Genomic DNA, 23,351 nt, shown 5'->3' on the forward strand with positions numbered 1-23,351 from the left:
CACGGGAACCCATCGTTCTCGGAGCAGCTCCATGAATTCCTCGACCTACCCTGCCGCCCAGCACGTCATGGTGCTCTACACCGGCGGCACCATCGGCATGCAAGCCAGCGCCAACGGCCTGGCTCCGGCATCCGGTTTCGAAGCGCGGATGCGCGATTACCTGCACAGCCAGCCTGAGCTGCTGGTGCCGCAGTGGCGCTTTCGCGAGATGTCGCCGCTGATCGACAGCGCCAACATGTCCCCGGCGTATTGGCAGCAATTGCGCGAGGCGGTGGTCGACGCGGTGGACGTGCAGGGCTGCGACAGCGTGCTGATCCTCCACGGCACCGACACCCTGGCTTACAGCGCCGCGGCCATGAGTTTTCAATTGCTCGGCCTGCAGGCCCGCGTGTGCTTTACCGGTTCGATGCTACCGGCCGGCGTGACCGACAGCGATGCCTGGGAGAACCTCGGCGGTGCGTTGGTCGCGTTGGGCCAAGGCCTGGCACCGGGGGTTCATCTGTACTTCCACGGCGAGCTGCTGGACCCGACCCATTGCGCGAAGGTGCGCAGTTTCGGTCGCCACCCGTTCAAGCGTCTGGAACGCCAGGGCGGTGGTGCGAAGGCGCCTTCGCTGCCGGCCGCGTTGAACTACAACCAGCGCAAGCAACTGGCGAACGTCGCCGTGTTGCCGTTGTTCCCCGGCATTGGCGCCGAGCAGCTCGATGGCGTACTGAACAGCGGCATTCAGGGCCTGGTGCTGGAATGCTACGGCAGCGGCACCGGACCTGGCGACAACCCCGAGTTCCTCGCCGCGCTGGCGCGGGCACGGGACAACGGCGTGGTGGTGGTTGCGGTGACACAGTGCCATGAAGGTGGCGTCGAGCTGGATGTGTACGAAGCTGGCAGCCGGTTGCGCGGGGTTGGCGTGCTCTCCGGTGGCGGCATGACCCGGGAAGCGGCGTTCGGCAAGTTGCATGGCTTGCTGGGAGCGGGGCTCGATACGGCTGAAGTGCGGCGCCTCGTCGAACTCGACCTCTGCGGCGAACTCATCTGATACCACACAAAACACCTGTGGGAGCGAGCCTGCTCGCGATGGACGAAAGTTCGCGGCGGGGGTCAGGCTGCCAGCGTTATCGTTCGCGACCATCGCCAGCAAGCTGGCTCCTACAAGTGACCGGCACACAATTTGCTGTCTCCAGCCATCCCAAGGCTGGAAGCCACTCATGCTCCACTCCCACCTCACCACCCTCAATGCCGTTTCTCTGGTACTCGATGCCTTCAAGGCCGAAGGCTTGTCCAGCGACGCGTTACTCGCGGGCAGCGGCATCAGTGCGGCGGACCTGAGCCGGGCCGACACGCGCATCACCACCAATCAGGAGATGCAGGTCTGCGCCAACGCGGTCGCGCTCAAGCGTGATATCGGCCTGGAGCTGGGTCGGCGGATGCACGTTTCTTCCTACGGCATGCTCGGTTATGCGCTGCTCACCAGTGCCACCTTCGGTGACGCTTTGCGTCTGGCGATGCGCTATCCGGCGCTATTGGGAACAGTTTTCGAGCTGAGCCTGGAAGAAGACGGCGAGCGCGTGTGGTTCGTGGCCGCCGATTACCGGGAGACCCCGGCACTCGCGGTGTTCAACGCCGAATTCTGCCTGGTGTCATTGAAAGTCATCTGCGACGACCTGCTCGGTCATTCGTTGCCGCTGCTGGCGGCCCGCTTCGAACACGCTGCCCCCGACTACAAAGCGGCCTATGCCGAACCCTTCAATTGCCCGCTGACGTTCGCCTCTCGGGACAATGCCTTTGCCTTTGACAAACGCTGGCTCGACCAACCCCTGCCGCTCGCCGACGTCATCACCCACCAGGCGATGGCCGAGCGCTGCCGCAAACAGAACACCGAGTTCACCGGACGGCAGGCGTGGCTAGGGCGAATTCGCCAGCTGCTCAGCGCGCAACTCAATGCCGCACCCGGGCTCGAAGGCCTGGCCGAACAGATGAATTGTTCGGCGCGGACGTTGCGTCGGCACCTCAAGGATCTGGGGTGTAGCTATCAGGAGCTGCTGGATGAGCTGCGCTTCGAACAGGCCAAACACATGCTGTGTGAAGACCAGATGCCGATCTACCGGATCGCCGAGGTGCTGGGGTTCAGCGAGACCGCGAGTTTCCGCCATGCGTTTGTGCGCTGGAGCGGTGTGGCGCCGAGTCAGTTCAGGCCCCACTGACAATCCCTGTGGGAGCGGGCTTGCTCGCGAAAGCGGAGTGTCAGTCACTGCATCTTTGACTGAGAGAGCGACTTCGCGAGCAAGCCCGCTCCCACAGTGTCCGTATTCCATGCCAAACGCTGGCGCATCGTCGCGCCAACAAGGGGCGAATTTCGGTCAATTATTTTGGCCACATAAATCCCCTTTTGGCCTTTCCTGCCGTTCTCCGAATCGTCGTGCGCCGCAAGACTGTAGCCAACCGAATCAGCCTGCGGAGAACAAGAAATGCTGACGATCTACTCGGATGATCACCACCTGCACCACGGCCGTTGTGAATTGATCGATGGGCAACTCAAGCCCTGCTTCGAAATGCCTTCACGTGCCGACCACGTGTTGGCCAGGGTGCAAAAGCAGAACCTCGGCCCGGTTGAAGTGCCGCAGGATTTCGGCCTCGACCCGATCGCGCGAATCCACAGCCGCGACTACCTCGACTTCTTCAAAGGCGCCTGGGCGCGCTGGACCGAATTCAATACCGACGGCGACTTGCTGCCCTACACCTGGCCGGCCCGCACCTTGCGCCGCATCAAGCCGACCAGCCTGCACGGCGAGCTGGGTTACTACAGCTTCGACGGTGGCGCCCCGATTACCGCCGGCACCTGGCAAGCAGCCTACAGCGCGGCGCAAGTCGCGTTGACCGCTCAGGCCGAAATCCAGCGCGGCGCGCGCAGTGCTTTCGCCCTGTGCCGTCCACCGGGACATCACGCCGCCAGCGATTTGATGGGCGGTTATTGCTACCTCAACAACGCCGCCATCGCCGCCCAGGCCTTCCTCGACCAGGGCCACAAAAAAGTCGCGATCCTCGACGTCGATTACCACCACGGCAACGGCACGCAATCGATTTTCTACGAGCGCAGCGACGTGCTCTTCACCTCGATCCACGGCCACCCGGAAGCCGAGTTTCCATTTTTCCTCGGTTACGACGATGAGCTGGGCGAAGGCGCGGGCGAAGGCTTCAACTTCAACTACCCATTGCCCGCCGGCAGCGCTTGGGACACCTGGAGCGCGGCGCTGGAACAGGCCTGCAAAGAGATCGAGAAATACGGCGCCGATGTCGTGGTGGTATCCCTGGGCGTCGACACGTTCAAGGACGATCCGATCTCCCAATTCAAGCTCGACAGCCCGGACTACCTGGCGATGGGCGAACGCATCGCCAGGCTCGGCGTGCCGACGCTGTTCGTGATGGAAGGCGGTTACGCGGTCGAGGAAATCGGCATCAACGCCGTGAACGTGCTTGAAGGTTTTGAAAGCGCTCAATGAGGAAACAATAATAATGAACAGACTCAAGCGGTTTATCGCACCCGCCCTGTGCGCCTCGGTGCTCAGCGTTGCTGCCCACGCTGAAGAGCGAACGTTGCGCGTCTACAACTGGTTCGACTACATCACCCCCAAAGCGCTGGAAGACTTCAAGGCGCAAAACACCCAGACCAAACTGGTCTACGACATCTTCGACACCAATGAAGCACTGGAAGCCAAGTTGCTGACCGGCAACTCCGGCTACGACGTGGTGGTGCCGTCCAACGTGTTCCTCGCCAAGCAGATCGAGGCCGGGGTTTTCCAGCCGCTGGATCGCAGCAAACTGCCGAACTGGAACCACCTCGATCCCAAGCTGATGAAGCTGATCGAGGCCAACGATCCGGGCAACAAGTTTGCCGTGCCGTACATGTACGGCACCATCCTGATCGGCTTCAACCCGGCCAAGATCAAGGCCGCGCTGGGTGACAACGCACCGGTGGACAGCTGGGACCTGATTTTCAAGGAAGAGAACATCAGCAAGCTCAAGCAGTGCGGCGTCGCCCTGCTCGACTCGCCATCGGAGATCCTGCCGCTGGCCCTGCAACACCTTGGCCTCGACCCCAACAGCAAGAAGCCGGCGGACTACGACAAGGCTGAAGCGCTGCTGATGAAGATCCGGCCTTACGTCACCTACTTCCATTCTTCGAAGTACATGGCCGACATTGCCAACGGCGACATCTGTGTCGCGGTCGGTTATTCCGGCAGCTTCTCCCAGGCCGCCAACCGCGCCAAGGAAGCCAAGAACGGCGTGATCGTCGACATGCGCCTGCCGAAAGAAGGTGCGCCTATCTGGTTCGACATGCTCGCCATTCCGAAGGGCGCGAAGAACACGGAAGACGCCTACACCTTCATCAACTACTTGCTGCAGCCGCAGGTGATCGCGCCGGTCAGTGACTTTGTCGGCTACCCGAACCCGAACAAGGACGCCACGGAACTGGTCGACCCGGCCATCCGCAACAACCCGAACCTGTACCCGACCGAAGCGGCGATGGGCACGCTCTACACCCTGCAACCGTTGCCGCGTGATGCCGAACGTGCGCGGACGCGGGCCTGGACCAAGATCAAGTCCGGGACCTGATCACCGCCTGCCTCTGTAGGAGCGAGCTTGCTCGCGATGGTCGTTAACGATAACGGTGTTTCCCGGTTAAACGCTTCGTTCTCGAGTCCATCGCGAGCAGGCTCGCTCCTACAGGAAGGCATTACGCAGGCGGACCAGCGCCGCCTTGATATCCGCCTCCGGCACAGCGGCAAATCCCAGCACCAATCCGGCACGCTCATCCACCGGCCGGGTCGAATCCGGCAGCCAATAGCTGCTCAGGGCATTGATCTCGACACCTGCCGCCTCGGCCTGGGCCACCAACTCACGTTCGCGGGCCACACTCTCGACTGAAACCGTCAAATGCAGCCCCGCGGCGACACCGGGCAGGCTGCCGACGCCGGGAATACCTTTAGGCCAGTGGGCCAGCAGGGTATTGCGCCGACTCAAGGCGGCCCGACGCATGCGCCGTATGTGCCGCTGGAAATGCCCCGCAGCGATGAACTCGGCCATCACCGCCTGGGTGCTGACTTCGGAATGCCGCACATCCACCGCCCGCCGACGGGAGAATGCATTCACCAGCGCAGGCGGCAATACCAGGTAACCCAGGCGCAGCGCCGGGAACGCGACCTTGCCGAAGGTTCCGACGTATAACACCCGCCCCTGCCGATCGAGCGCGGCCAACGGTGCCAAAGGCGCGCCGCTGTAGCGGTACTCGCCGTCGTAATCGTCCTCGACGATCCAGCCTTGGGTCCGCTCGGCCCAGGCCAGCAACTCGAGGCGTCGCGCCAGGCTCATGATCACGCCGGTCGGGTACTGATGCGACGGGGTGACGTACGCCAGCCGGCAATCGCTCAGCGTCTCCATTTCCGCGCAATTGATCCCTTCGCTGTCCACCGATACGCCGTGCAATCGCCCCCCCGCCACCGCGAACGCATGCGCCGCAGCCCGATACCCAGGATTCTCGATCGCAACGCCATCCCCAGGCTCCACCAGCAGCTGTGCACAAAGGCTGATTCCCTGCTGCGCGCCACTGGTGATCACTATTTGTTCAGCGGTGCACTGCATTCCCCGCGAACTGCGCAAGTAAGCGGCAATCAGGCCGCGCAGTCGGGCGTCGCCCGCCGGATCGCCGTAACACAGCTGCTGCAAATCCGGTTTTCGCCAGAAAGCCGCATTCAGCTTGGCCCACACCTCGAACGGGAACAGATCGAACGCCGGAACGCCCACCCGAAATGCCCGTGGCGGGCCACTGGGTGGCAGGGCCAAATGGTTGTTTTCTACCCGCGCCAGCGCCCCGCTGTGGATAACTTTACTGGATGAAACCACAGGTAAATCCAGCCAATTTGTGGATAAAGCTGTGGGTAAGCTTGTTGAAAACCCTGTGGATACTTTTGTGGATAGTTTTTTTACCGGCAGCGCCGTTTCAGGCAACTGGGCGACATAGGTGCCATCGCCCACCCGCCCTTCGATGAATCCCTCGGCATACAGCTGATCGTAGGCTCGGACCACGCTGTTGCGGGAAATCGCCAACGCAGCGGCCAGGTCCCGGCTGGCCGGCAATCGCGTGCCGCTGGCCAGTCGACCGTCGAGCACCCGCACGCGCAACGCCTGGTAGAGCTGACGGCTCAGGCCCTGACGGCGATCGAGCTCGATGCCCGCGGGGTTGAACGATAAGGAAAGCGGCGCATCGGTCATGGCAATGGACCTATGAAATTGGTCAGTAATGGCTCTTACAACAGACCAATAGCCTGCCTACGATGCAGGCATTCGCCAAGGAAAATCTCCATGTACCTGCCACGCCATTTTGCCATCGACGATTTGCCTGAACTGCAGCAGCAGATACTCGACACCCGCCTCGCCATGATCGTGACCCACGGCGAGCAAGGCTTGCAGGCCAGTCATCTGCCGCTGCTGCTGCGTCCGGAAGAAGGCCCGAACGGCACTCTCTACGGCCACTTCGCCCGCGCCAATCCACAATGGAAAGAGCTGCAGAATGGCGCCGAAGCGCTGGTGATCTTTGCCGGAGCCGACGCGTACGTCAGCCCGGGCTTTTATCCGAGCAAAGCCGAGCACGGCAAAGTCGTGCCGACCTGGAACTACGTCGCCGTGCACGCCTACGGCACGGCCGAGGTGTTCACCGATGCCGAGCGCCTGCTCGACCTGGTCAGCGGGCTGACCGATCGCCACGAAGCCGGCCGCGCGCAGCCGTGGAAAGTCGCCGACGCACCCGCCGACTACATCGACGGCATGCTCAAGGCCATCGTCGGTTTTGCCTTGCCGATCCAGCGTCTGGAAGGCAAACGCAAACTCAGCCAGAACCGCAACACCGCAGACATCGCCGGCGTGCGTGAAGGGCTTGCCGCCAGCCCGGATGTGCAGGACCAGGCCATCGCCCACTTGATGCGTTAAGGAACGAACATGAGCCAGATTGAAATCCGTCAGGTCACCGCCGACGACCGCGCCGCATGGCTGCCGTTGTGGCAAACCTACCTGCGTTTCTACAAGACCGAATTGCCCGAGGCCGTCACCGACAGCTCATGGCAGCGCATGCTCGACCCGAACGAACCGACCCACGCCGCACTGGCCTGGGCCGATGGCAAGGCGGTGGGCATGGTGCATTTCATCTACCATCGCTCCAACTGGGCGATCGAAAATTCCTGCTACCTGCAAGACTTGCTGGTGGCGCCCGAGACCCGCGGCACCGGCGTCGGGCGCAAGCTGATCGAATTCGTCTACGCCACCGCCAAAGCTGACGGTTGCAACAAGGTCCACTGGCTGACTCACGAAACCAACGCCACCGCGATCCAGCTCTACGAGCGCATCGCCGAACGCCCCGGTTTCATCCAGTTTCGCAAAGCCCTTTAAGGTTCAAGGAGAACAAGCATGTCGACTTCACTCGCGGACTGGAAAGGCGTCCCGGCCCCTACCGTGCAAATCATCGAAGGACGCTTCATTCGTCTGGAGAAACTCGACCCGGCGCGCCATGGCGACGATTTGTGGAAAGCCCTGCAAGGCCCCGGCGCCGACCCGAAACTCTGGGACTATCTGCCTTACGGTCCTCTTCCGGAACGCAGCGCGTTCAACGATTGGCTGAACAATCACGCCGCCAACAGCGACCCGTATTTCTTCAGCGTGATCGATCGCGCCAGCGGTGAAGTGCAAGGCATCCTCAGCCTAATGTCGATTGTCCCGTCCCAAGGTCGCATCGAAATCGGCCACGTCACTTTCGGCGCGCCCATGCAACGCTCACCGAAGAGCACCGAAGCGGTTTACCTGCTGGCCAAGGAATCGTTCGCGCTGGGCTATCGCCGTCTGGAGTGGAAGTGCAACAACGGCAACGCCCGCTCCAAGTACGCGGCAGAGCGGTTGGGCTTCAGTTTTGAAGGGGTGTTCCGTCAGCACATGGTGGTGAAGGGGCAGAATCGGGATACGGCGTGGTACTCGATTCTGGATTCGGAGTGGCCGTCGGTAGGAGCCGGGTTTGAGAAGTGGCTCAGCGATGAAAACCAGACGGATTCCGGCCAGCTGAAAACATTGGTGGAGTGCCGCGGGTAAACCAGCGGCGAACGTACCGACGCCTTTTTTCGCGGGCAAGCCTCGCTCCTGCAGACCTCACGGTATCTGTGGGAGCGTGGCTTGCCCGCGATGCTGTTTGATCCATCGCCAGCGCTTCGCCGCCTAACTGATGTCCCGCCGAATCCGCACCACGCCCATCTTCAACCCAAACGGTCTGAACACGGCATTCAACGATTTAAGCGTCTGGTTACCTTCGCCATGCTCGATATGCACCAGCGTGCGCACCAAACCGGTGACTTCCACCCGCAAGCGTCGGACCGCTTCACCGATTTCAAGCGTGCCTTGGGCCAGCCCCTCTTGAATGCTTTCGATCAACAGCGCTCGGGCGTCAATGGTGATGGTCATTTCAAACCTTGAGTGGTGCCGATACGCTGACGATCTCCGCGCCGGGCAGCATTACCAATGCCGGCAAGACCGTCAGCCTCAAGGACAGCACGACCGGCGCCGGTGTGGTGATTGATAACTCCGGGCAGATCGTTTCTACCGGAGGCCGGGCGATCGACAGCAGTGGCGACCTGACCCAGGCGCGTCAATACAGCATCTACAACCGTGCCGGCGGGCAGATTCTGGGGTTCAACGATGCGTTGCGCATCGACAGCAATTTCGTCAGTGGCAGTCTGTTGATCGACAACAGCGGCATCATCCGCTCCACCACCGGCCAGGGCCTGGACCTGGATGCGTTGCGCAGCGCCGGGGTCACGACCACCATCATCAACCGCGCGGGCGGGCTGATTCGTGGGGACGCCAGTGATGGCATGAAGACCGGCGCTAACGCGACCATCACCAACTACGGTGAGATTTCCACCGGCGATTCGCACAATGCCGACGAGAAATTCGACGGTGTCGATATCGACTCGGCCACCGGCGTGACGGTAACCAACTACGGGACCATCACGGGCGGACGCCACGGCATCACCACCGACCTCGGTGCGACGCTGACCAACTACGGGCAAATCACCGGGCGTAACGGCTCCGGTTTCGGCTCCGATGGCAATGGCACCGTGATCAACCACGGCACCATCACCGGTGCCTATTCCGGATTGCAACCCAATGGCGACGGGGATGGCGTGGACATCGACCAACTCGCGCATATCGAAAACTACGGCACCATTCAGGGCGTCGGTGCCGGTGGCGAGGACAAAAATGGCTTCGCCAATGGCAGTGAAGGGATTGCGCTGGGTGGCGGCTACATTTTCAACGCCAGGGGTGCGCTGATCAGCGGCGCCAACAGTGCGATTTTGGTGGACGACGGCAGCGGCGGTTCCGGCATGGCGGCGACCACACTGGAAAACTTTGGCACCATTCAGGGCCTCGATGGTTTCGGGGTGAAATTTGTCGGCGAGTTCGCTGACAGTGTCGTCAACGGCGGCACCATCAGCGGCAGCGATGGCCTCGCGCTGGACCTCGGCGGTGGCAACGACAGCCTGACCTTGCGCGATGGCAGCCGCTTCGTCGGCGTCGTCGATGGAGGAACCGGTCGTGACCAGGTGGTGATGGACGACGCGGCGGGTGGCAGTTTCGGCGCCAGTCGCAATTTCGAGTGGCTGGAGGTCAAGCAAGGGGCTTGGACGCTGACCGGCAGCGGCGATTTCAGTGATGGCGGCGCGGTGCGCAGTGGCGCGACGCTGATCAATCAGGGCGGCATTGCCGGTGGCCTGACGGTCGACGCGGGCGGGGTGTATGCCGGCGGTGGTTCAGTGGGCAGTCTTCTGGTCAATGGCACGTTGCGCACCAACACCCAGCTCGGTACCGCGACCATCGGCCGCGATCTGACCTTCGGCAGCGGCGGCACGCTCGCCTATGGCGTCAATGCCGATGGCAGCAGCGCCCCGGTGATCGTCGGCGGCAGCGCCAACCTGAATGGCGCCACCCTCGCGGTGAACCCCGGCAGCGGCACCTACCCGTGGCAAAGCCATTACACGGTGCTGCAAGCCGCGAGCATCAACGGCACGTTTGGCAAGGTCACCAGCGACTACGCTTTCATCACACCGACCCTCGCCTACACCCCGACCCAGGTCGATCTGACCTATACCCGCAACGACATCGCCTTCAACGAATTCGCCACCACCGGCAACGGTGCCAGTGCGGCCAACAGCCTCGCCTCAATGGGCAAAAACAACGCGCTCTACAACGCGCTGCTCAACACCACTAACGCCACCGCCAGCGAGGCCATTGAACAACTGTCCGGCGCGAGCAACGCCAACCTGACCAGCGCGACCCTCGGCGCCAGCAGCCAGGTCAGCGCCAGCATGCTCTCGGCGATGCAGCAGATGGGCGGTGGTTCAGGCTTGCTGGCAGGCCTTGATCAGCGGGACACACCCCTCCTGGCATCCAACGGCGTACCCACCGAAGCGCGCAACCTCAACGACCCGAACGCGCGCGGCCGCCTCTGGCTGCAGGCCATTGGTGGCTACGGCAAAATCGACGGCGAACAGGGCAGCAGCGGTCTGGAACAACGCACCAAGGGCAGTGTGCTCGGCGCCGACTGGGCGCTCAATCCGCAATGGCGCCTGGGCGTGCTCGGCGGTTACTCGAAGACCGATCTGGATGCCACCGGGGTCGATGGCAATGTCGAGAGCTGGCATGCCGGCGTCTACGCCCTGCGCCAAAGCGGTCCGTTCGCGTTGCGCCTGGGCGCGGCCTACAGTGGCCATCAAGGTGAAAGCAAACGCACCATCGCCTTCAACGGGTTCAACGACCGACCAAAAGGCGATTACGACGCCGACAGCCAGCAAGCTTTCGCCGAACTGGGTTATGCCATGGGCAGCGGCCGCCTGAGCGCCGAACCCTTCGCCAACCTTGGCTACCAGCGCTACCACCGCGACAGCTACCAGGAAAAAGGCGGCGCTGCCGCGTTGCAGGTCGATGACCAAACCCAGGACAACTTCAGCAGCACCTTCGGCCTGCGTTTGGCGCACCTGGGGACATTGGACAACGGCATGACCCTGACCCCGCGCATGACCGCAGGCTGGAAACACACCTATGGCGATGTCAGCAGCACCACCCGCCAGGCCTTCGTGGTGGGCGGCACCGCCTTCAGCGTCGATGGCAGTTCGCTGGACCGGGACAGCCTGGTGCTGGAGGCCGGGCTGGACTTGGGCCTTTCAACGCGTCATTCGGTGGGGCTTGGCTACAGTGGCGAGATCGGCAATAACAGCCGCAACCATGGGTTGATCGGGCAGTGGCAGATGAGTTTTTGATTGTGGGAAATGTGCCAGCTTCCTGATCGGCTGTAGGCAAAATTCGCACGGTGACCTCGGCAGAAACCATCGTTGTCGTGCGGCGGGCCTTTTTTCAACAGAACGAGTCGACGATAGCCGCGCTGACCCCGGAAGCGGCTGACATCCGCGGAATTAGTGGTCTTTTAGAGTTTGGCCTCCTTTCAACGGAGGCCAAATTTGATGCCTGTTCAACCTACGTATCGTCCCCACCACCTCGCCTTGGCGATTGCCCTCGCACTCGGTTGCGTCGGACCTTCCCACGCCGAAGATCAAGCCACTACCCCCCCTGTCGAAATCGACGGGCAGCCAAAAGTTGAGCTGAAGGGCGACCCGCTTCATCGGCTTCTCACCTTTATTGGCGCGTCCGACACTGCCCTTCATGTGATCGACTCGCCGCAAAGCGTTGTAAAAGGAGGAAAAGGTAACGACCTCTTTATCGTGAAAAACGGTGGCAGCTTCAACGGTCGGGCTGAAGGCGGTGGCGGAACCAACGTCATTCATCTGGATGCCTCCGACGGCGGCACACTGGGAGACACACGCAACTTCGCCGGCCTTTACCAATCCCAGGGCGCTTGGACGCTGGCCAGTAAAAATGACTTCAAGGAAGGCGTGGTGGTACTGAATGAAGGGGTCCTGACCAACGAGGGTAAAATTTTGGGCGACGCGATCACGCTCGGCCAGCTCTTCAATAAAGGCGAAATCAGGGGTCACGTCGAGGTTGAAGAAGGCGGCACTTTCGCGGGAGCGGGCACCATCGGCAGCCTGAATGTGCGCGGTAATCTCGAGGTCAGTAGCTTGCACGGCGCGCCCAAGGTCAGAGGTAACTTGAGCCTTTCCGATTCAGCGGTATTGGCTTATGGCGTCGCTCCAGATGGCAGTGCGGGAACGATCAGGGTCGGTGGCACTGCCAGCTTGGGTGACGCGACGCTGAAAATCGTTGCGGTACCGGGTGATTATTCGCAAACCGGTCAGCACACCGTCATTGAGGCAAAAAAGGTCGAGGGACAATTTGGCAAGGTCCTTCATGATCTGGCTTTCATGGAGCCTGTCGTGCAGTACGATCAAAGGAAGGTTGGTCTGACGTACGCTCGTAACGAAGTGTCCATCGCAGATATCGCCACGACCGAAAGCGGAAAGGCGATTGGCGCGAGCATCATCGAGCCGCCAACCATTCCCCACATTCAAACACCCACTGAAGGGGCGCCGGGCGCCATCGGTGAAAAGGTGACTGACGCCTCCGCCGCAGCACCGGAACCAACTGACGCGACAACTCCCACCGCCGCGCTACCACCAACATCCAACGCGACAAGCACTGCCGCCGCTACTCAACAAACGACTACCACAACAAACACCGCCGTTAATGCCCTGCTCACTTCTGATAAAGCGACCGCCGCCTATGCCCTCGAGATTCTGGCCGGCGACAGCAACGCCCATCTTGCCAGAGCGACTTTGAACAGTGATGCCCCCATCACCGCGACGCTGCTCTCGGCCATGCGCCAGTTAGACACAGCCGGTTTTTTTGACAATCCGAATCGGGCGCCCCGTTTTGCTGCGGGAAATGGCGACAATGGCAGGGTCTGGCTGCAAGCGCTGGGACACAGCGGGAAACTGGATCGCGATTATGATCCCCTGCAACACTCGACCCAAGGTCTGGTGCTGGGCGCTGATTGGCGAATCGACGAGCACTGGCGACTGGGTGTGATGGGCGGGCAGTCCCGCACACGGCAGAAAAGCAGGGAACTGGAGGGTGATCTGGACAGCTGGCACGTCGGGGCCTATGCCTTGCGGCAAGACGGACCGATGTCCATACGCCTCGGCGCGACGCACAACAGCCACGACGGAAGCAGCGCGCGCCGGGTCGAATTCCATGGTTTCAAGGATCGTCCCAAGGGCCGCTACGATGCGAGCACCCAACAAGCCTTCGCGGAAGTCGGCTACAACCTGGGCCGCGCGAGCTTTAGCGTCGAACCGTTTGCGAGCGTTGGTTATCAACGTTATCAGCGCGACGGTTTCTCGGAAAAAGGTGGGGACGCAGCACTGAAGGTGCACGGACAATCCGAGGAAAACTTCAGCAGCACATTCGGCCTGCGCCTGGCGAAGCTCAGCACTTTTGATAACGGCATGCAGCTGGTGCCGCGCGTCAGTGCTGGATGGAAACACGCGTACGGCGAGGTCTACACCGAAACCCGGCAACGTCTTGTCAAAGGCGGAAATGACTACAGCGTCTACAGCGCGCCACTGGATCGGAACACTTTGATGGTCGATGCGGGCATGGACCTGAAGCTTTCCAAACGCAATACGCTCGGCATCGCCCTCACCGGTGAAATGGGCAGTGATAGCCGTAGCCATGGCGTAACGGGGCAATGGCGCATGAGCTTCTAACCACAGGGACACCTGTAGGAGCCAGCTTGCTGGCGGTGGGCTTCAGGACGCCGCGTTGATTCAGGCAGTACGCGTTATCGTTCACGACCATCGCGAGCATGCTCGCTCCTACAGGTTCCATGTCGTGCGGTAGAGCGGGGATATTTACGGAAAATAAAAAAAGGGGAGCACATGCCCCCCCGAGGTTTAAAGCGTTGTATCGAGGCTGTTAATTCAGCCTTCGATCTCGATCAGGATTTCGCCCGGGTTCACCCGGTCACCCTTGGCCACGTGAATGGCGGTGACCTTGCCGGCGATGGCAGCCTGGACTTCGGTTTCCATCTTCATGGCTTCGGTGATCAGCACGGACTGGCCGGCTTTTACAACGTCGCCTTCCTTGACCAGCACGTCGACGATGTTGCCCGGCATGGTGGTGCTGACGTGCCCCGGCGCAGTGGCCTGCTTGCGCTTGCTGCTGCCGCCGCCGACGAATTCGTTAAGCGGTTCGAACACGACTTCTTCCGGCATGCCGTCGATGGACAGGTAGAAGTGACGCTTGCCTTCGGCCTTGACGCCGACACCGGTGATGTCAACGCGGTAGGTTTCGCCGTGGACGTCGATCACGAACTCGGTCGGCACGCCTTCACCGCCAGCAGAGGCGACGCCGCCCGCTTCCGGAATGGGCAACAGCACTTCAGGCGTCAGGGTGCCGGCAGCACGTTCCTCAAGGAATTTGCGGCCAATGTCCGGGAACATGGCGTAGGTCAACACGTCTTCTTCGGACTTGGCCAACGCGCCGATTTCGGCACGCAGCTTGGTCATTTCCGGCTTGAGCAGGTCCGCCGGGCGGACGTCGATCACTTCTTCACTGCCGATCGCCTGGCGACGCAGTTTTTCGTTCACGGTGCCCGGCGCCTTGCCGTAGCCACCTTGCAGGTAGAGCTTCACTTCGTTGGTGATGGTCTTGTAGCGCTCGCCGGCCAGCACGTTGAAGAACGCCTGGGTGCCGACGATTTGCGAGGTCGGGGTCACCAGCGGCGGGAAGCCGAGGTCTTCGCGAACCCGCGGGATCTCCGCCAGCACCTCGCCCATGCGGTTCAGCGCGCCCTGCTCTTTCAGCTGGTTAGCCAGGTTGGAAATCATCCCGCCCGGGACCTGGTTGACTTGCACACGGGTGTCAACGGCGGTGAATTCGCTTTCGAACTGGTGGTACTTCTTGCGCACGGCGTAGAAGTACAAGCCGATCTCTTGCAGCAGTTCCAGGCTCAGGCCAGTGTCGAATTCGCTGCCCTTAAGGGCGGCGACCATCGACTCGGTGCCGGGATGGCTGGTGCCCGAGGCGAAGCTCGAAATCGCCGTGTCGATATGATCGGCACCGTTTTCGATGGCCTTGAGCTGGCACATGGCGGCCAGGCCGGCGGTGTCGTGGGAGTGAATAAAGACCGGCAGCGACTGCTCGGACTTCAGCGCCTTGACCAGCTCACCCGTGGCGTACGGCGTCAGTAGGCCAGCCATGTCTTTGATCGCCACCGAGTCGCAACCCATGGCTTCCATTTGCCTGGCTTGCGCCACGAACGCGTCGATGGTGTGCACCGGGCTGGTGGTGTAGGCGATGGTGCCCTGGGCGTGTTTGCCAGCAGCTTTCACTGCTTCAATGGCCACGCGCAGGTTACGCACATCGTTCATCGCGTCGAAGATACGGAACACGTCGATGCCGTTGACCGCGGCCTTGGCAACGAACGCTTTGACCACATCGTCGCTGTAGTGGCGGTAGCCCAGCAGGTTCTGGCCACGCAGGAGCATCTGCAGACGCGTATTAGGCAACGCCGCGCGCAGTTGGCGCAGACGCTCCCACGGGTCTTCCTTGAGGAAGCGTACGCAGGCGTCGAAGGTCGCGCCGCCCCAGCATTCCAGCGACCAGTAGCCGACTTTGTCGAGCTTGTCGCAGATCGGCAGCATGTCTTCGGTGCGCATGCGGGTGGCGAGCAGCGATTGGTGGGCGTCGCGCAGGATGGTGTCGGTTACATGAATCTTCTTGGACATTGTTTTATTCCTCACAGGCCTGCGTGGGCGGCGATGGCGGCGGCGATGGCCAGGGCCAGCTCTTCGGGTTTGCGCTTGATCGAGTAGTTGGTCAGTTCAGGGTGGCTTTCAACGAAGCTGGTGTTGAACTGGCCGCTACGGAATTCCGGGTTGCGCAGGATTTCCTGGTAGTACGCGGCGGTGGTCTTGACCCCTTGCAGACGCATGTCGTCGAGGGCACGCAAGCCACGGTCCATTGCCTCTTCCCAGGTCAGCGCCCAGACCACCAGTTTCAGGCACATGGAATCGTAGAACGGTGGAATGGTGTAGCCGGTGTAGATCGCCGTGTCGGTGCGCACGCCGGGACCGCCGGGCGCGTAGTAACGGGTGATCTTGCCGAAGCTGGGCAGGAAGTTGTTTTTCGGGTCTTCAGCGTTGATCCGGAACTGCAGCGCAAAACCACGGTGCTGGATGTCTTCCTGTTTCACCGAAAGCGGCAGGCCGGACGCGATGCGGATCTGCTCGCGAACGATGTCGATGCCGGTGATTTCTTCGGTGATGGTGTGTTCCACCTGCACCCGGGTGTTCATCTCCATGAAGTACACCTCGCCCTCGGCGAGCAGGAACTCCACGGTGCCGGCGTTCTCGTACCCCACGGCCTTGGCTGCACGCACCGACAGGTCGCCGATGTAGGCGCGCTGTTCCGGGGTCAGTTGCGGGCTTGGGGCGATCTCGATGAGCTTCTGGTTGCGCCGCTGGATCGAGCAGTCACGCTCGAACAGGTGCACCACGTTGCCGAAGCTGTCGCCGAGGATCTGCGCTTCGATGTGCTTTGGATTGACGATGCATTTTTCCAGGAACACTTCCGCTGAACCGAAGGCCTTGGTGGCTTCGGAAATCACACGGGGGAAAGCCTGTTCGAGCTCTTCGCGACTGTTGCAGCGACGGATACCGCGACCGCCACCACCGGAGGTGGCCTTGAGCATTACCGGGTAACCGATACGGTCGCCTTCGATCAGGGCTTCTTCGATGCCAGCGACATTACCCTCGGTACCCGGCGTGACCGGCACGCCGGCCTTGATCATGCTGCGGCGAGCTTCGGTCTTGTCGCCCATGCGGCGAATCACTTCGGCCGATGGACCGATGAATTTGATACCACGCTCGGCGCAAATCTCGGCCAGCTCGGCGTTTTCCGAGAGGAAACCGTAGCCCGGGTGCAAGGCATCGCAACCGGTTTCCACGGCCAGGTTCACCAGCTTGCGCGGGTTCAGGTAACCGGCCAGCGGGTCGGCACCGATGCTGTGGGCTTCGTCCGCACGTTTCACGTGCAAGGCATGACGGTCGGCGTCGGAATAGACCGCGACCGAGCGAATGCCCATCTCGGCGCAAGCGCGCACGATTCGTACGGCAATCTCACCACGGTTGGCGATCAGGATCTTTGTTATCACTTGGAGTTTCCCTTGAGCCGGTGATACCCACGACCTGCTAGACCAGGTCGACGCGTGACCAAATGTTTCAATTCAGTCGCAGCCCCACACTAGCCCCCACAAGGGATTAACAAAAATGATTAATAATTGGGTCAGGCATAAGTAAAGACTTATAGTTGCGGCATCAGCCTGCGGCGGGAGCTTTTAGATAATGCGTAAGTCATTGATGCGTATGACATTGCGTCAATTGCAGATTTTCAATGAAGTCTGCGATTTGCGGTCGTACAGCCGCGCGGCGGATGAAATGTCGCTTACGCAACCGGCCGTGAGCTTGCAGATTCGGCAACTTGAAGAGCTGATTGGTCAGCCGTTGTTCGATTACGTTGGCAAAAAACTCTACATGACCGAGGCCGCGGAAGCGCTTCAGCGGGCCAGCCGTGACATTTTCGGCCGCCTGGAAAACCTCGACATGCAACTGTCGGACATGCAGGGATCGTTGCAGGGCCAGCTGAAACTGGCCGTGGAGTCCAGCGCCAAGTATTTCGTGCCGCACCTGTTTGCCGCGTTCAAGCGCCAGCATCCAGAGGTGAACCTGCAACTGACGGTGGTCAACCGCGGGCAGGTGATCCGGCGCCTCTCCGACAACCGTGATGACCTGGTGATCATGTCCATGGTGCCGCAGGACATGGGCCTGGAGTTTCTGCCGTTTCTCAACAACCCGATCGTCGCCGTGGCGCCGCCGGATCATCCGCTGTGTCACATGGGCCCGCTGCGCTTGCAGGACCTTGAGCCCTACACCCTGCTGCTGCGCGAGTCCGGCTCGGGTACGCGGCTGGCGTGCGAAGAGTATTTCAAGGAAAAGCGCGTGCACTTCAACCAGACCCAGGAGGTCTCCTCGGCCGAAGCCCAGCGCGAATGTGTGCTGGCGGGTCTGGGCGTGGCGCTGTTGACACGCCACGCCCTGAACCTTGAGTTGGCGACCGGTGGCCTGATCGAGTTACCGATCGAGGAACTGCCGCTGTTTCGCAGTTGGTGCCTGGTGCAGGCCAAGGCCAAACGGCTATCACCGGTGGCCCACGCGTTCCTTGCGTTTATCCGCAGCGAGCGGGTGCAGATCAGCGCCCTGGTTGAGCGTTTCGACGGGAAGTTGCGGGAGCTGCCTGCCAGTAGTTGAGTTCGAGTTCGGGAAAATCGCTGACCTCGGCCAGCAACTGGCGGCGCTCGCAGCGATCTTCGATAGCGCGGCGGAATTCCATGCGGCGCTGGTCTTCTTGCTGACGACGGGTTTTGACGGCGCTGTTGCGTTCTTCGTAGGGCTGGGCCATTTCGAGTCTCCCAAGGCGATTACGGGAGTTACAGGATGGGCGCGGGGGATGACGGTTTGGCGGCGGGGGGATGACAGTGCGATGAATGCTGCGACGAGGCGTTGCAACCGCCTGACGCCATCGCGCGCAGGCTCATTCCCACAATCGACCGAGGCTCCCTGTGGGAGCGAGCCTGCTCGCGATTAAGGTCGGAACGACTTCACGACGACGTCAGTCGTCCAGCGCCTTCACCGACTTGGGCGACAACCGCAAGCTGCGAAGGCTGCGCTTGACGCTCTTGAGGTGGTTGACCAGGCTCGGACCGCGCGCCATGGCCACGCCCATCGCCAGCACGTCGATCACCACCAGGTGGGCGATTCGTGAGGTCAGCGGCGTATAGATCTCGGTGTCTTCGTGCACATCAATCGCCAGGTTGACGGTCGACAACTCGGCGAGCGGCGTCTGGCTCGGGCACAGGGTGATCAGCGAGGCGCCGCTTTCGCGCACCAGGTTCGCGGTGATCAACAGATCCTTGGAGCGCCCGGACTGGGAAATACAGATCGCCACGTCAGTCGGCTTCAACGTCACCGCCGACATCGCCTGCATGTGCGGATCGGAATAGGCTGCGGCCGTCAGCAACAACCGGAAGAACTTGTGCTGGGCATCCGCCGCCACCGCACCCGAGGCCCCGAAGCCGTAGAACTCGACACGCTGAGCCTGGGACATCAGCGACACCGCCCGTTGCAACTCCACCGGATCGAGCTTCTCGCGAACCTCCATTAGGGTGTGCAATGTCGTGTCGAAAATTTTCAGGCTGTAGTCGGCGACCGAATCGTCTTCATGGATCGCAAACTGACCGAAGCTCGCACCGGCCGCCAGGCTCTGCGCCAGCTTCAGCTTCAGATCCTGAAACCCGGAACAACCGATGGCACGGCAGAACCGCACGATGGTCGGCTCGCTGATGCCCACGCTGTGGGCCAGGTCGGCCATGGAACTGTGCATCACCGCCGCTGGGTCAAGCAGCACGTGGTCGGCGACCTTGAGCTCCGACTTGCGTAACAGGTGACGTGACTGGGCGATGTGTTGCAGCAGATTCAAGGGGCTGGACTCTTGTTATTGGCAGATGCCGGGGATGTAGCAAGCTTGTAGTTATACTACATGAATCGGCTTTTTGCCTGCTCAATGCGTAACCGAATCCCTCGCTTTCAGGCGTGCGTGTCCCATGTAGCACTCATCCGCGAAGCTTCAGCGCGACTGAATATATCTTGAAGATTAACGACCGGCATTTAAAGTAGCGGATGTTAGTTAACCAGAGCACAACACCGAAAGTTACAACTCAAACCAACTTATCCCTCTACAAAAACAACTTAAGCTAGTTATATTGTTTGCGCAGGACGCCATTAACTTAATTACAGGAGTTACACACCATGAGTATTAAAACCAAAAACTGGACCGCACAAATCGACCGTATGCCAGGCGCCGCTTCCTTCCGCACCTTCGGCACCGTAACCGTCGCACACACGGGCCTCACGCCAAAACTGGTGATGACACCGATTCAAGATAAGTCCTTCGATCTGCGACTGGAGTTGAAACTTGAGAGGACCAGCGAAATATCACTGCAAGTCGAAACAGACAAGTTTGTCGAATATAAAGTAATGGGAAATTCCAACGTCACCGGCGTCAGCATTTTCTATGAAGGCAAACTTCTGCACCATATTGATGATGTTCTGATTACCCAGTAATAAGTCATCAACGAGTTCGGAGCTTCCTGTCAGTCACGCTGTGCCTGACGGGAAGCTCCTTCTCAGCCCTGGGCGCGTAGTAGCGCCGCCAGTCCATCCGCTGCTATCGGCCGACTGATCAGGTAGCCCTGCACTTCATCGCAGTGCTCAGCCTGCAGGAACTCAAGCTGCTCCGCCCGCTCGACCCCTTCAGCCACAACCTTCAATGACAACCCGTGAGCCATCGCAATGATCGCCCGGGTGATCGACGCATCCACACTGCCCTCCCCCAGACCGCGAATAAAGGCTTGATCGATCTTCACGTAATCCACCGGGATGCGCTTGAGGTAACTGAGGGACGAATAGCCGGTGCCGAAATCGTCGATGGCCAGTTTCACTCCCAGATCACGCAACTGCTGGAACGTGGCGATGATGTGTTCGACGCTGTCCAGCAACTGGCTTTCGGTGAGCTCCAGTTCGAGGTAGTGCGGCGCCAGGCCGGTTTCTTCCAGGACCTGACGCACCAGGCTGACCAGCTTGCCCTGGCGCAACTGATGCACTGACAAATTCACCGACACACGAATCGGTTCCAGTCCCTGGCGTTGCCATTCGCAGGCCTGCCAGCAGGCCTGGCGCAACACGAACTCGCCGATCGCGCCGATCAGTCCGGTTTCTTCGGCCAGGCCGATGAAGTCGCCTGGCGGGACGCTGCCCATCGTCGGGTGATCCCAACGCACCAAGGCCTCGGCGGCATTCAGCCGGCCGCTGGCGAGGCACAGCTTTGGCTGGTAAAAAACCTTCAGCTGCTTTTCTTCGATGGCTTTGCGCAGCTGGTTTTCCAACTGCAAACGTTCAAGGGTGCTGGCTTGCAGGCTCTCGGTGTAGAACTGGAAATTGTTGCCGCCCAAATGTTTGGCATGCTGCATGGCGATGTTCGACTGGCTCACCAGCGCGGAAATTTCCCGCGCGTTGTCCGGCAACATGCTGATGCCCATGGACGCGCTGACCACCAACTCGTGCCCTTCGACCGTCACCGGTACCCGCAATTTGGTCGACAGACGCGTCGCCACCCGCGCCAGGCTCGAGAGGCTGCCATAAGCGTCGAACAGCACCGCGAACTCATCGCCGGACAATCGCGCGATGGTGTCCGCCTCCGGCAGCGCATTGACCAGGCGTCGGGCGATTTTCTGCAACAACTGGTCGGCGATTTCATGACCGAGGCTGTCATTGAGCAATTTGAAACGGTCGAGATTGATGTGCAGCAACGCCAGACTGCGACCGCCCTGACGCACGCGCTGATGCGCCTCACGCAATCGCTCGCGGAACAGCGAACGGTTGGCCAGCCCGGTGAGTTCGTCATAGTGAGTCAGGTAGCGCATGCGCTCTTCGGATTCGCGCCGCGCCGAGAGGTCGGCGAAGAAGCCGACGATATGGCTGACATTGCCCCGGGTGTCGCGCACGGCATTCAGTTGCAGCCATTGCGGATACAGCTCGCCATTCTTGCGGGTTTCCACCAGCTCGCCCTGCCAGCTGCCGTGTTGCTCCAACGCCTGATGAATCGCGCCATAGTGCCGACGGGCATCGCGGCTGCACGGTAACTCCACGACATTGCGCCCGAGCATGTCTTCGATGTCGTAACCGGTTAAGCGGCTGAACGCTTGGTTGACCGCGATGAGTGCGTAATTCGGGTCAAAAATCATGATGCCTTCGCTGGCCGCCTCGAACACCGTCGCCGCCAGTTGCTGCTGTGCTTCCATGCTTTTGCTGGCGGTGATGTCGCGGCGGGTGCCGACCATGCGGATCACCCGGCCATTTTCGGCACGCTCCACCGCTCGCCCACGGTCCTCGATCCAGACCCAATGGCCATCGCCATGACGCACGCGGTATTCAATCTGATAGTCCTCGCTGCGGCCCTTCAAATGCTCGACCAGCGCACGCTTGAGCGACGGCAAATCCTCGGGGTGCAGGCGCGGCTTGAGATGACGCAGCATGGCCGTGACGAACTCCGGCTCCAGGCCGAACAATTCCTGAATCTGCGTGTGGTGGACTTCATCGGTTTGCAGGTTCCAGTCCCACAGCCCCAGCTCGCTGGCCTTCAAGGCCAGCCCCAGACGCGCCTCGCTTTTGCTCAAAGCCTGGTTGGCGGCGTCCAGCTCCAGGCTGCGCTGGACGACGCGACTTTCCAGGCCGGTCTGGATTTCGCGTAACTCGTCTTCGGCACGGCGGCGTTGGTCGATCTCCCTGGCCAGCTCGTGATTCAACAGATCGCTGCGGCTTTGGGCCTGCTGCAAATGCTCGATCAGCGCCTGATTCTGGAAGCGTCGCAGTAACCCGCGATCGATGAGCCGATTGACCTGCCAGGCGACGACACTCAGCGCCCCCAGCAAAATCAGGCCAAACCAGCCCCAGCCCTGCGCCTGCTCGTCGCCACCCCAGAACAGGTAGGCAATGGCCGGCAACAGACAAGGCAAGGTAAAGGACAGGAAGGCTGGCAGGCTGACCGCGTAGGCAACGCTGGCCGAAAGCGCTGCCGCGCCGATCAGGCCGAACACCCAGGCTTGCTGGATGAAATTGTCGGCGGGCACCAGGGCGATGCCGGCGCCGGCCAGCGTCAGGCCGGTCATCGCCGAGCCGAGCAAAAACATGCGGCGCCAGATCGGATGGGCCTGGCGGTTGGGAATCGCCGAGTCGAACGCCGCGACCTGAATCACTCGCAACGCCACCAGCGACAGCAACCACACCAGCCAGACGCTGACCACGAAATAGCGCTGCGGGCTCCAGAGCAATCCCGCGCACACCAGGCCGTTGATCAGCATGAACAGCGTCGGCAACAACGAGCCCTGATAAAGCAGGCGCGTGCGCTCGACCGCCATTTCCATGACGTACTGTTTGCGGATAACCCGCGGCTCCACAGCGGGGCCCGACAGGTCGAAGCTGAGGGTCATAGGCAAAATTCTTGTTCTTATAATAATGAGCATGAGCCCGAAACGTGGACGGAGCATACACAAGCCAATGCCCTTACCAAACTGCCCCCGATCATAAATTCATCAAAAGCACAGAGCCCTTTTGCCCCTCGCAAACCCTGCAAGCGAGCCCCGCCAATGCTTGCAGCCGGTGACCGACCGGTCGTCCTGCGCATGAGTTTCA

17 protein-coding genes and 1 pseudogene are annotated in these 23,351 nt (G+C 61.0%); 11 read left to right on the plus strand and 7 right to left on the minus strand.

All coding sequences use genetic code 11. From position 1 onward, the window contains the following. Positions 1 to 31: 31 nt before the first annotated feature. The 4 genes from NTD84_RS24005 (at position 32) to NTD84_RS24020 (ending at position 4,611) form a co-directional block, all read left to right on the plus strand. On the plus strand, positions 32 to 1,036 hold the full coding sequence (locus NTD84_RS24005) for an asparaginase (RefSeq protein WP_262170778.1): 1,005 nt from the start codon (positions 32 to 34) through the stop codon (positions 1,034 to 1,036). 169 nt (positions 1,037 to 1,205) lie between these two features. Next, positions 1,206 to 2,201, plus strand: coding sequence for an AraC family transcriptional regulator (locus NTD84_RS24010; protein ID WP_262170780.1), 996 nt, complete (start codon positions 1,206 to 1,208; stop codon positions 2,199 to 2,201). A 264-nt stretch (positions 2,202 to 2,465) separates the two neighbouring features. Beyond that, positions 2,466 to 3,497: a histone deacetylase family protein gene (locus NTD84_RS24015; protein WP_262170782.1), complete on the plus strand. Its 1,032-nt coding sequence runs from the start codon at positions 2,466 to 2,468 to the stop codon at positions 3,495 to 3,497. Positions 3,498 to 3,510: 13 nt separating this feature from the next. Next, positions 3,511 to 4,611 (plus strand): polyamine ABC transporter substrate-binding protein, encoded by a 1,101-nt coding sequence (locus tag NTD84_RS24020; protein ID WP_262170784.1) that lies wholly within the window; start codon positions 3,511 to 3,513, stop codon positions 4,609 to 4,611. Positions 4,612 to 4,719: 108 nt separating this feature from the next. Here the strand turns inward: NTD84_RS24020 and NTD84_RS24025 are convergent, their stop codons facing one another. Further along, entirely contained in the window at positions 4,720 to 6,267 is a 1,548-nt protein-coding gene (locus NTD84_RS24025) for a PLP-dependent aminotransferase family protein (protein WP_262170786.1), read from the minus strand. A gap of 90 nt (positions 6,268 to 6,357) precedes the next feature. Here NTD84_RS24025 and NTD84_RS24030 point away from each other — a divergent pair, with 90 nt between their 5' ends. Genes NTD84_RS24030 through NTD84_RS24040 form a run of 3 tightly spaced genes read left to right on the plus strand, consistent with a single transcriptional unit; the run spans position 6,358 to position 8,127 of the window. Continuing rightward, positions 6,358 to 6,981, plus strand: coding sequence for an FMN-binding negative transcriptional regulator (locus NTD84_RS24030; protein ID WP_262170787.1), 624 nt, complete (start codon positions 6,358 to 6,360; stop codon positions 6,979 to 6,981). Positions 6,982 to 6,990: 9 nt separating this feature from the next. After that, a complete protein-coding gene (locus NTD84_RS24035; RefSeq protein WP_262170789.1) occupies positions 6,991 to 7,437 on the plus strand; it encodes a GNAT family N-acetyltransferase in 447 nt (148 codons plus the stop codon). 18 nt (positions 7,438 to 7,455) lie between these two features. Then, positions 7,456 to 8,127 carry a GNAT family N-acetyltransferase gene (locus tag NTD84_RS24040; RefSeq protein ID WP_262170791.1) on the plus strand — a complete coding sequence of 224 codons (672 nt, stop codon included), beginning with the start codon at positions 7,456 to 7,458 and terminating at the stop codon, positions 8,125 to 8,127. A gap of 123 nt (positions 8,128 to 8,250) precedes the next feature. Here the strand turns inward: NTD84_RS24040 and NTD84_RS24045 are convergent, their stop codons facing one another. Next, the gene (locus NTD84_RS24045) at positions 8,251 to 8,493 is read right to left on the minus strand and encodes a transcriptional regulator (RefSeq protein WP_262170793.1); all 243 of its coding nucleotides are present in this window, start codon (positions 8,491 to 8,493) and stop codon (positions 8,251 to 8,253) included. Between the two features lie 2 nt (positions 8,494 to 8,495). On the opposite strand from NTD84_RS24045, the pseudogene NTD84_RS24050 reads away from it, so the two are divergent. Together NTD84_RS24050 and NTD84_RS24055 are read left to right on the plus strand one after the other, a co-directional pair. After that, positions 8,496 to 11,348 (plus strand): annotated as a pseudogene (locus NTD84_RS24050) (autotransporter domain-containing protein); the annotation flags it as partial. Positions 11,349 to 11,549: 201 nt separating this feature from the next. After that, positions 11,550 to 13,751, plus strand: coding sequence for an autotransporter domain-containing protein (locus tag NTD84_RS24055; protein WP_262170795.1), 2,202 nt, complete (start codon positions 11,550 to 11,552; stop codon positions 13,749 to 13,751). Between the two features lie 213 nt (positions 13,752 to 13,964). Here NTD84_RS24055 and oadA read toward each other — a convergent pair whose 3' ends face one another. Beyond that, the gene (gene oadA / locus NTD84_RS24060; protein WP_262170796.1) at positions 13,965 to 15,773 is read right to left on the minus strand and encodes a sodium-extruding oxaloacetate decarboxylase subunit alpha; all 1,809 of its coding nucleotides are present in this window, start codon (positions 15,771 to 15,773) and stop codon (positions 13,965 to 13,967) included. Between the two features lie 11 nt (positions 15,774 to 15,784). After that, entirely contained in the window at positions 15,785 to 17,200 is a 1,416-nt protein-coding gene (locus NTD84_RS24065) for an acetyl-CoA carboxylase biotin carboxylase subunit (RefSeq protein WP_262170797.1), read from the minus strand. A 190-nt stretch (positions 17,201 to 17,390) separates the two neighbouring features. Here NTD84_RS24065 and NTD84_RS24070 point away from each other — a divergent pair, with 190 nt between their 5' ends. After that, positions 17,391 to 18,353: a LysR family transcriptional regulator gene (locus tag NTD84_RS24070; protein WP_262170799.1), complete on the plus strand. Its 963-nt coding sequence runs from the start codon at positions 17,391 to 17,393 to the stop codon at positions 18,351 to 18,353. Here the strand turns inward: NTD84_RS24070 and NTD84_RS24075 are convergent. Together NTD84_RS24075 and hexR are read right to left on the minus strand one after the other, a co-directional pair. After that, complete coding sequence (locus NTD84_RS24075; RefSeq protein ID WP_262170801.1) at positions 18,295 to 18,504, minus strand: PA3496 family putative envelope integrity protein; 210 nt, start codon at positions 18,502 to 18,504, stop codon at positions 18,295 to 18,297. The genes NTD84_RS24070 and NTD84_RS24075 overlap by 59 nt on opposite strands. Before the next feature lie 210 nt (positions 18,505 to 18,714). Beyond that, complete coding sequence (gene hexR, locus NTD84_RS24080; RefSeq protein ID WP_008027445.1) at positions 18,715 to 19,581, minus strand: transcriptional regulator HexR; 867 nt, start codon at positions 19,579 to 19,581, stop codon at positions 18,715 to 18,717. 329 nt (positions 19,582 to 19,910) lie between these two features. On the opposite strand from hexR, the gene NTD84_RS24085 reads away from it, so the two are divergent. Beyond that, on the plus strand, positions 19,911 to 20,225 hold the full coding sequence (locus tag NTD84_RS24085) for a hypothetical protein (protein ID WP_262170803.1): 315 nt from the start codon (positions 19,911 to 19,913) through the stop codon (positions 20,223 to 20,225). A gap of 62 nt (positions 20,226 to 20,287) precedes the next feature. On the opposite strand, the gene NTD84_RS24090 is transcribed toward NTD84_RS24085, so the two are convergent. Further along, complete coding sequence (locus tag NTD84_RS24090; RefSeq protein WP_262170805.1) at positions 20,288 to 23,149, minus strand: EAL domain-containing protein; 2,862 nt, start codon at positions 23,147 to 23,149, stop codon at positions 20,288 to 20,290. Between the last annotated feature and the right edge of the window lie 202 nt (positions 23,150 to 23,351).

The organism is Pseudomonas sp. 14P_8.1_Bac3, from assembly GCF_025466085.1.
Classification (GTDB): domain Bacteria; phylum Pseudomonadota; class Gammaproteobacteria; order Pseudomonadales; family Pseudomonadaceae; genus Aquipseudomonas.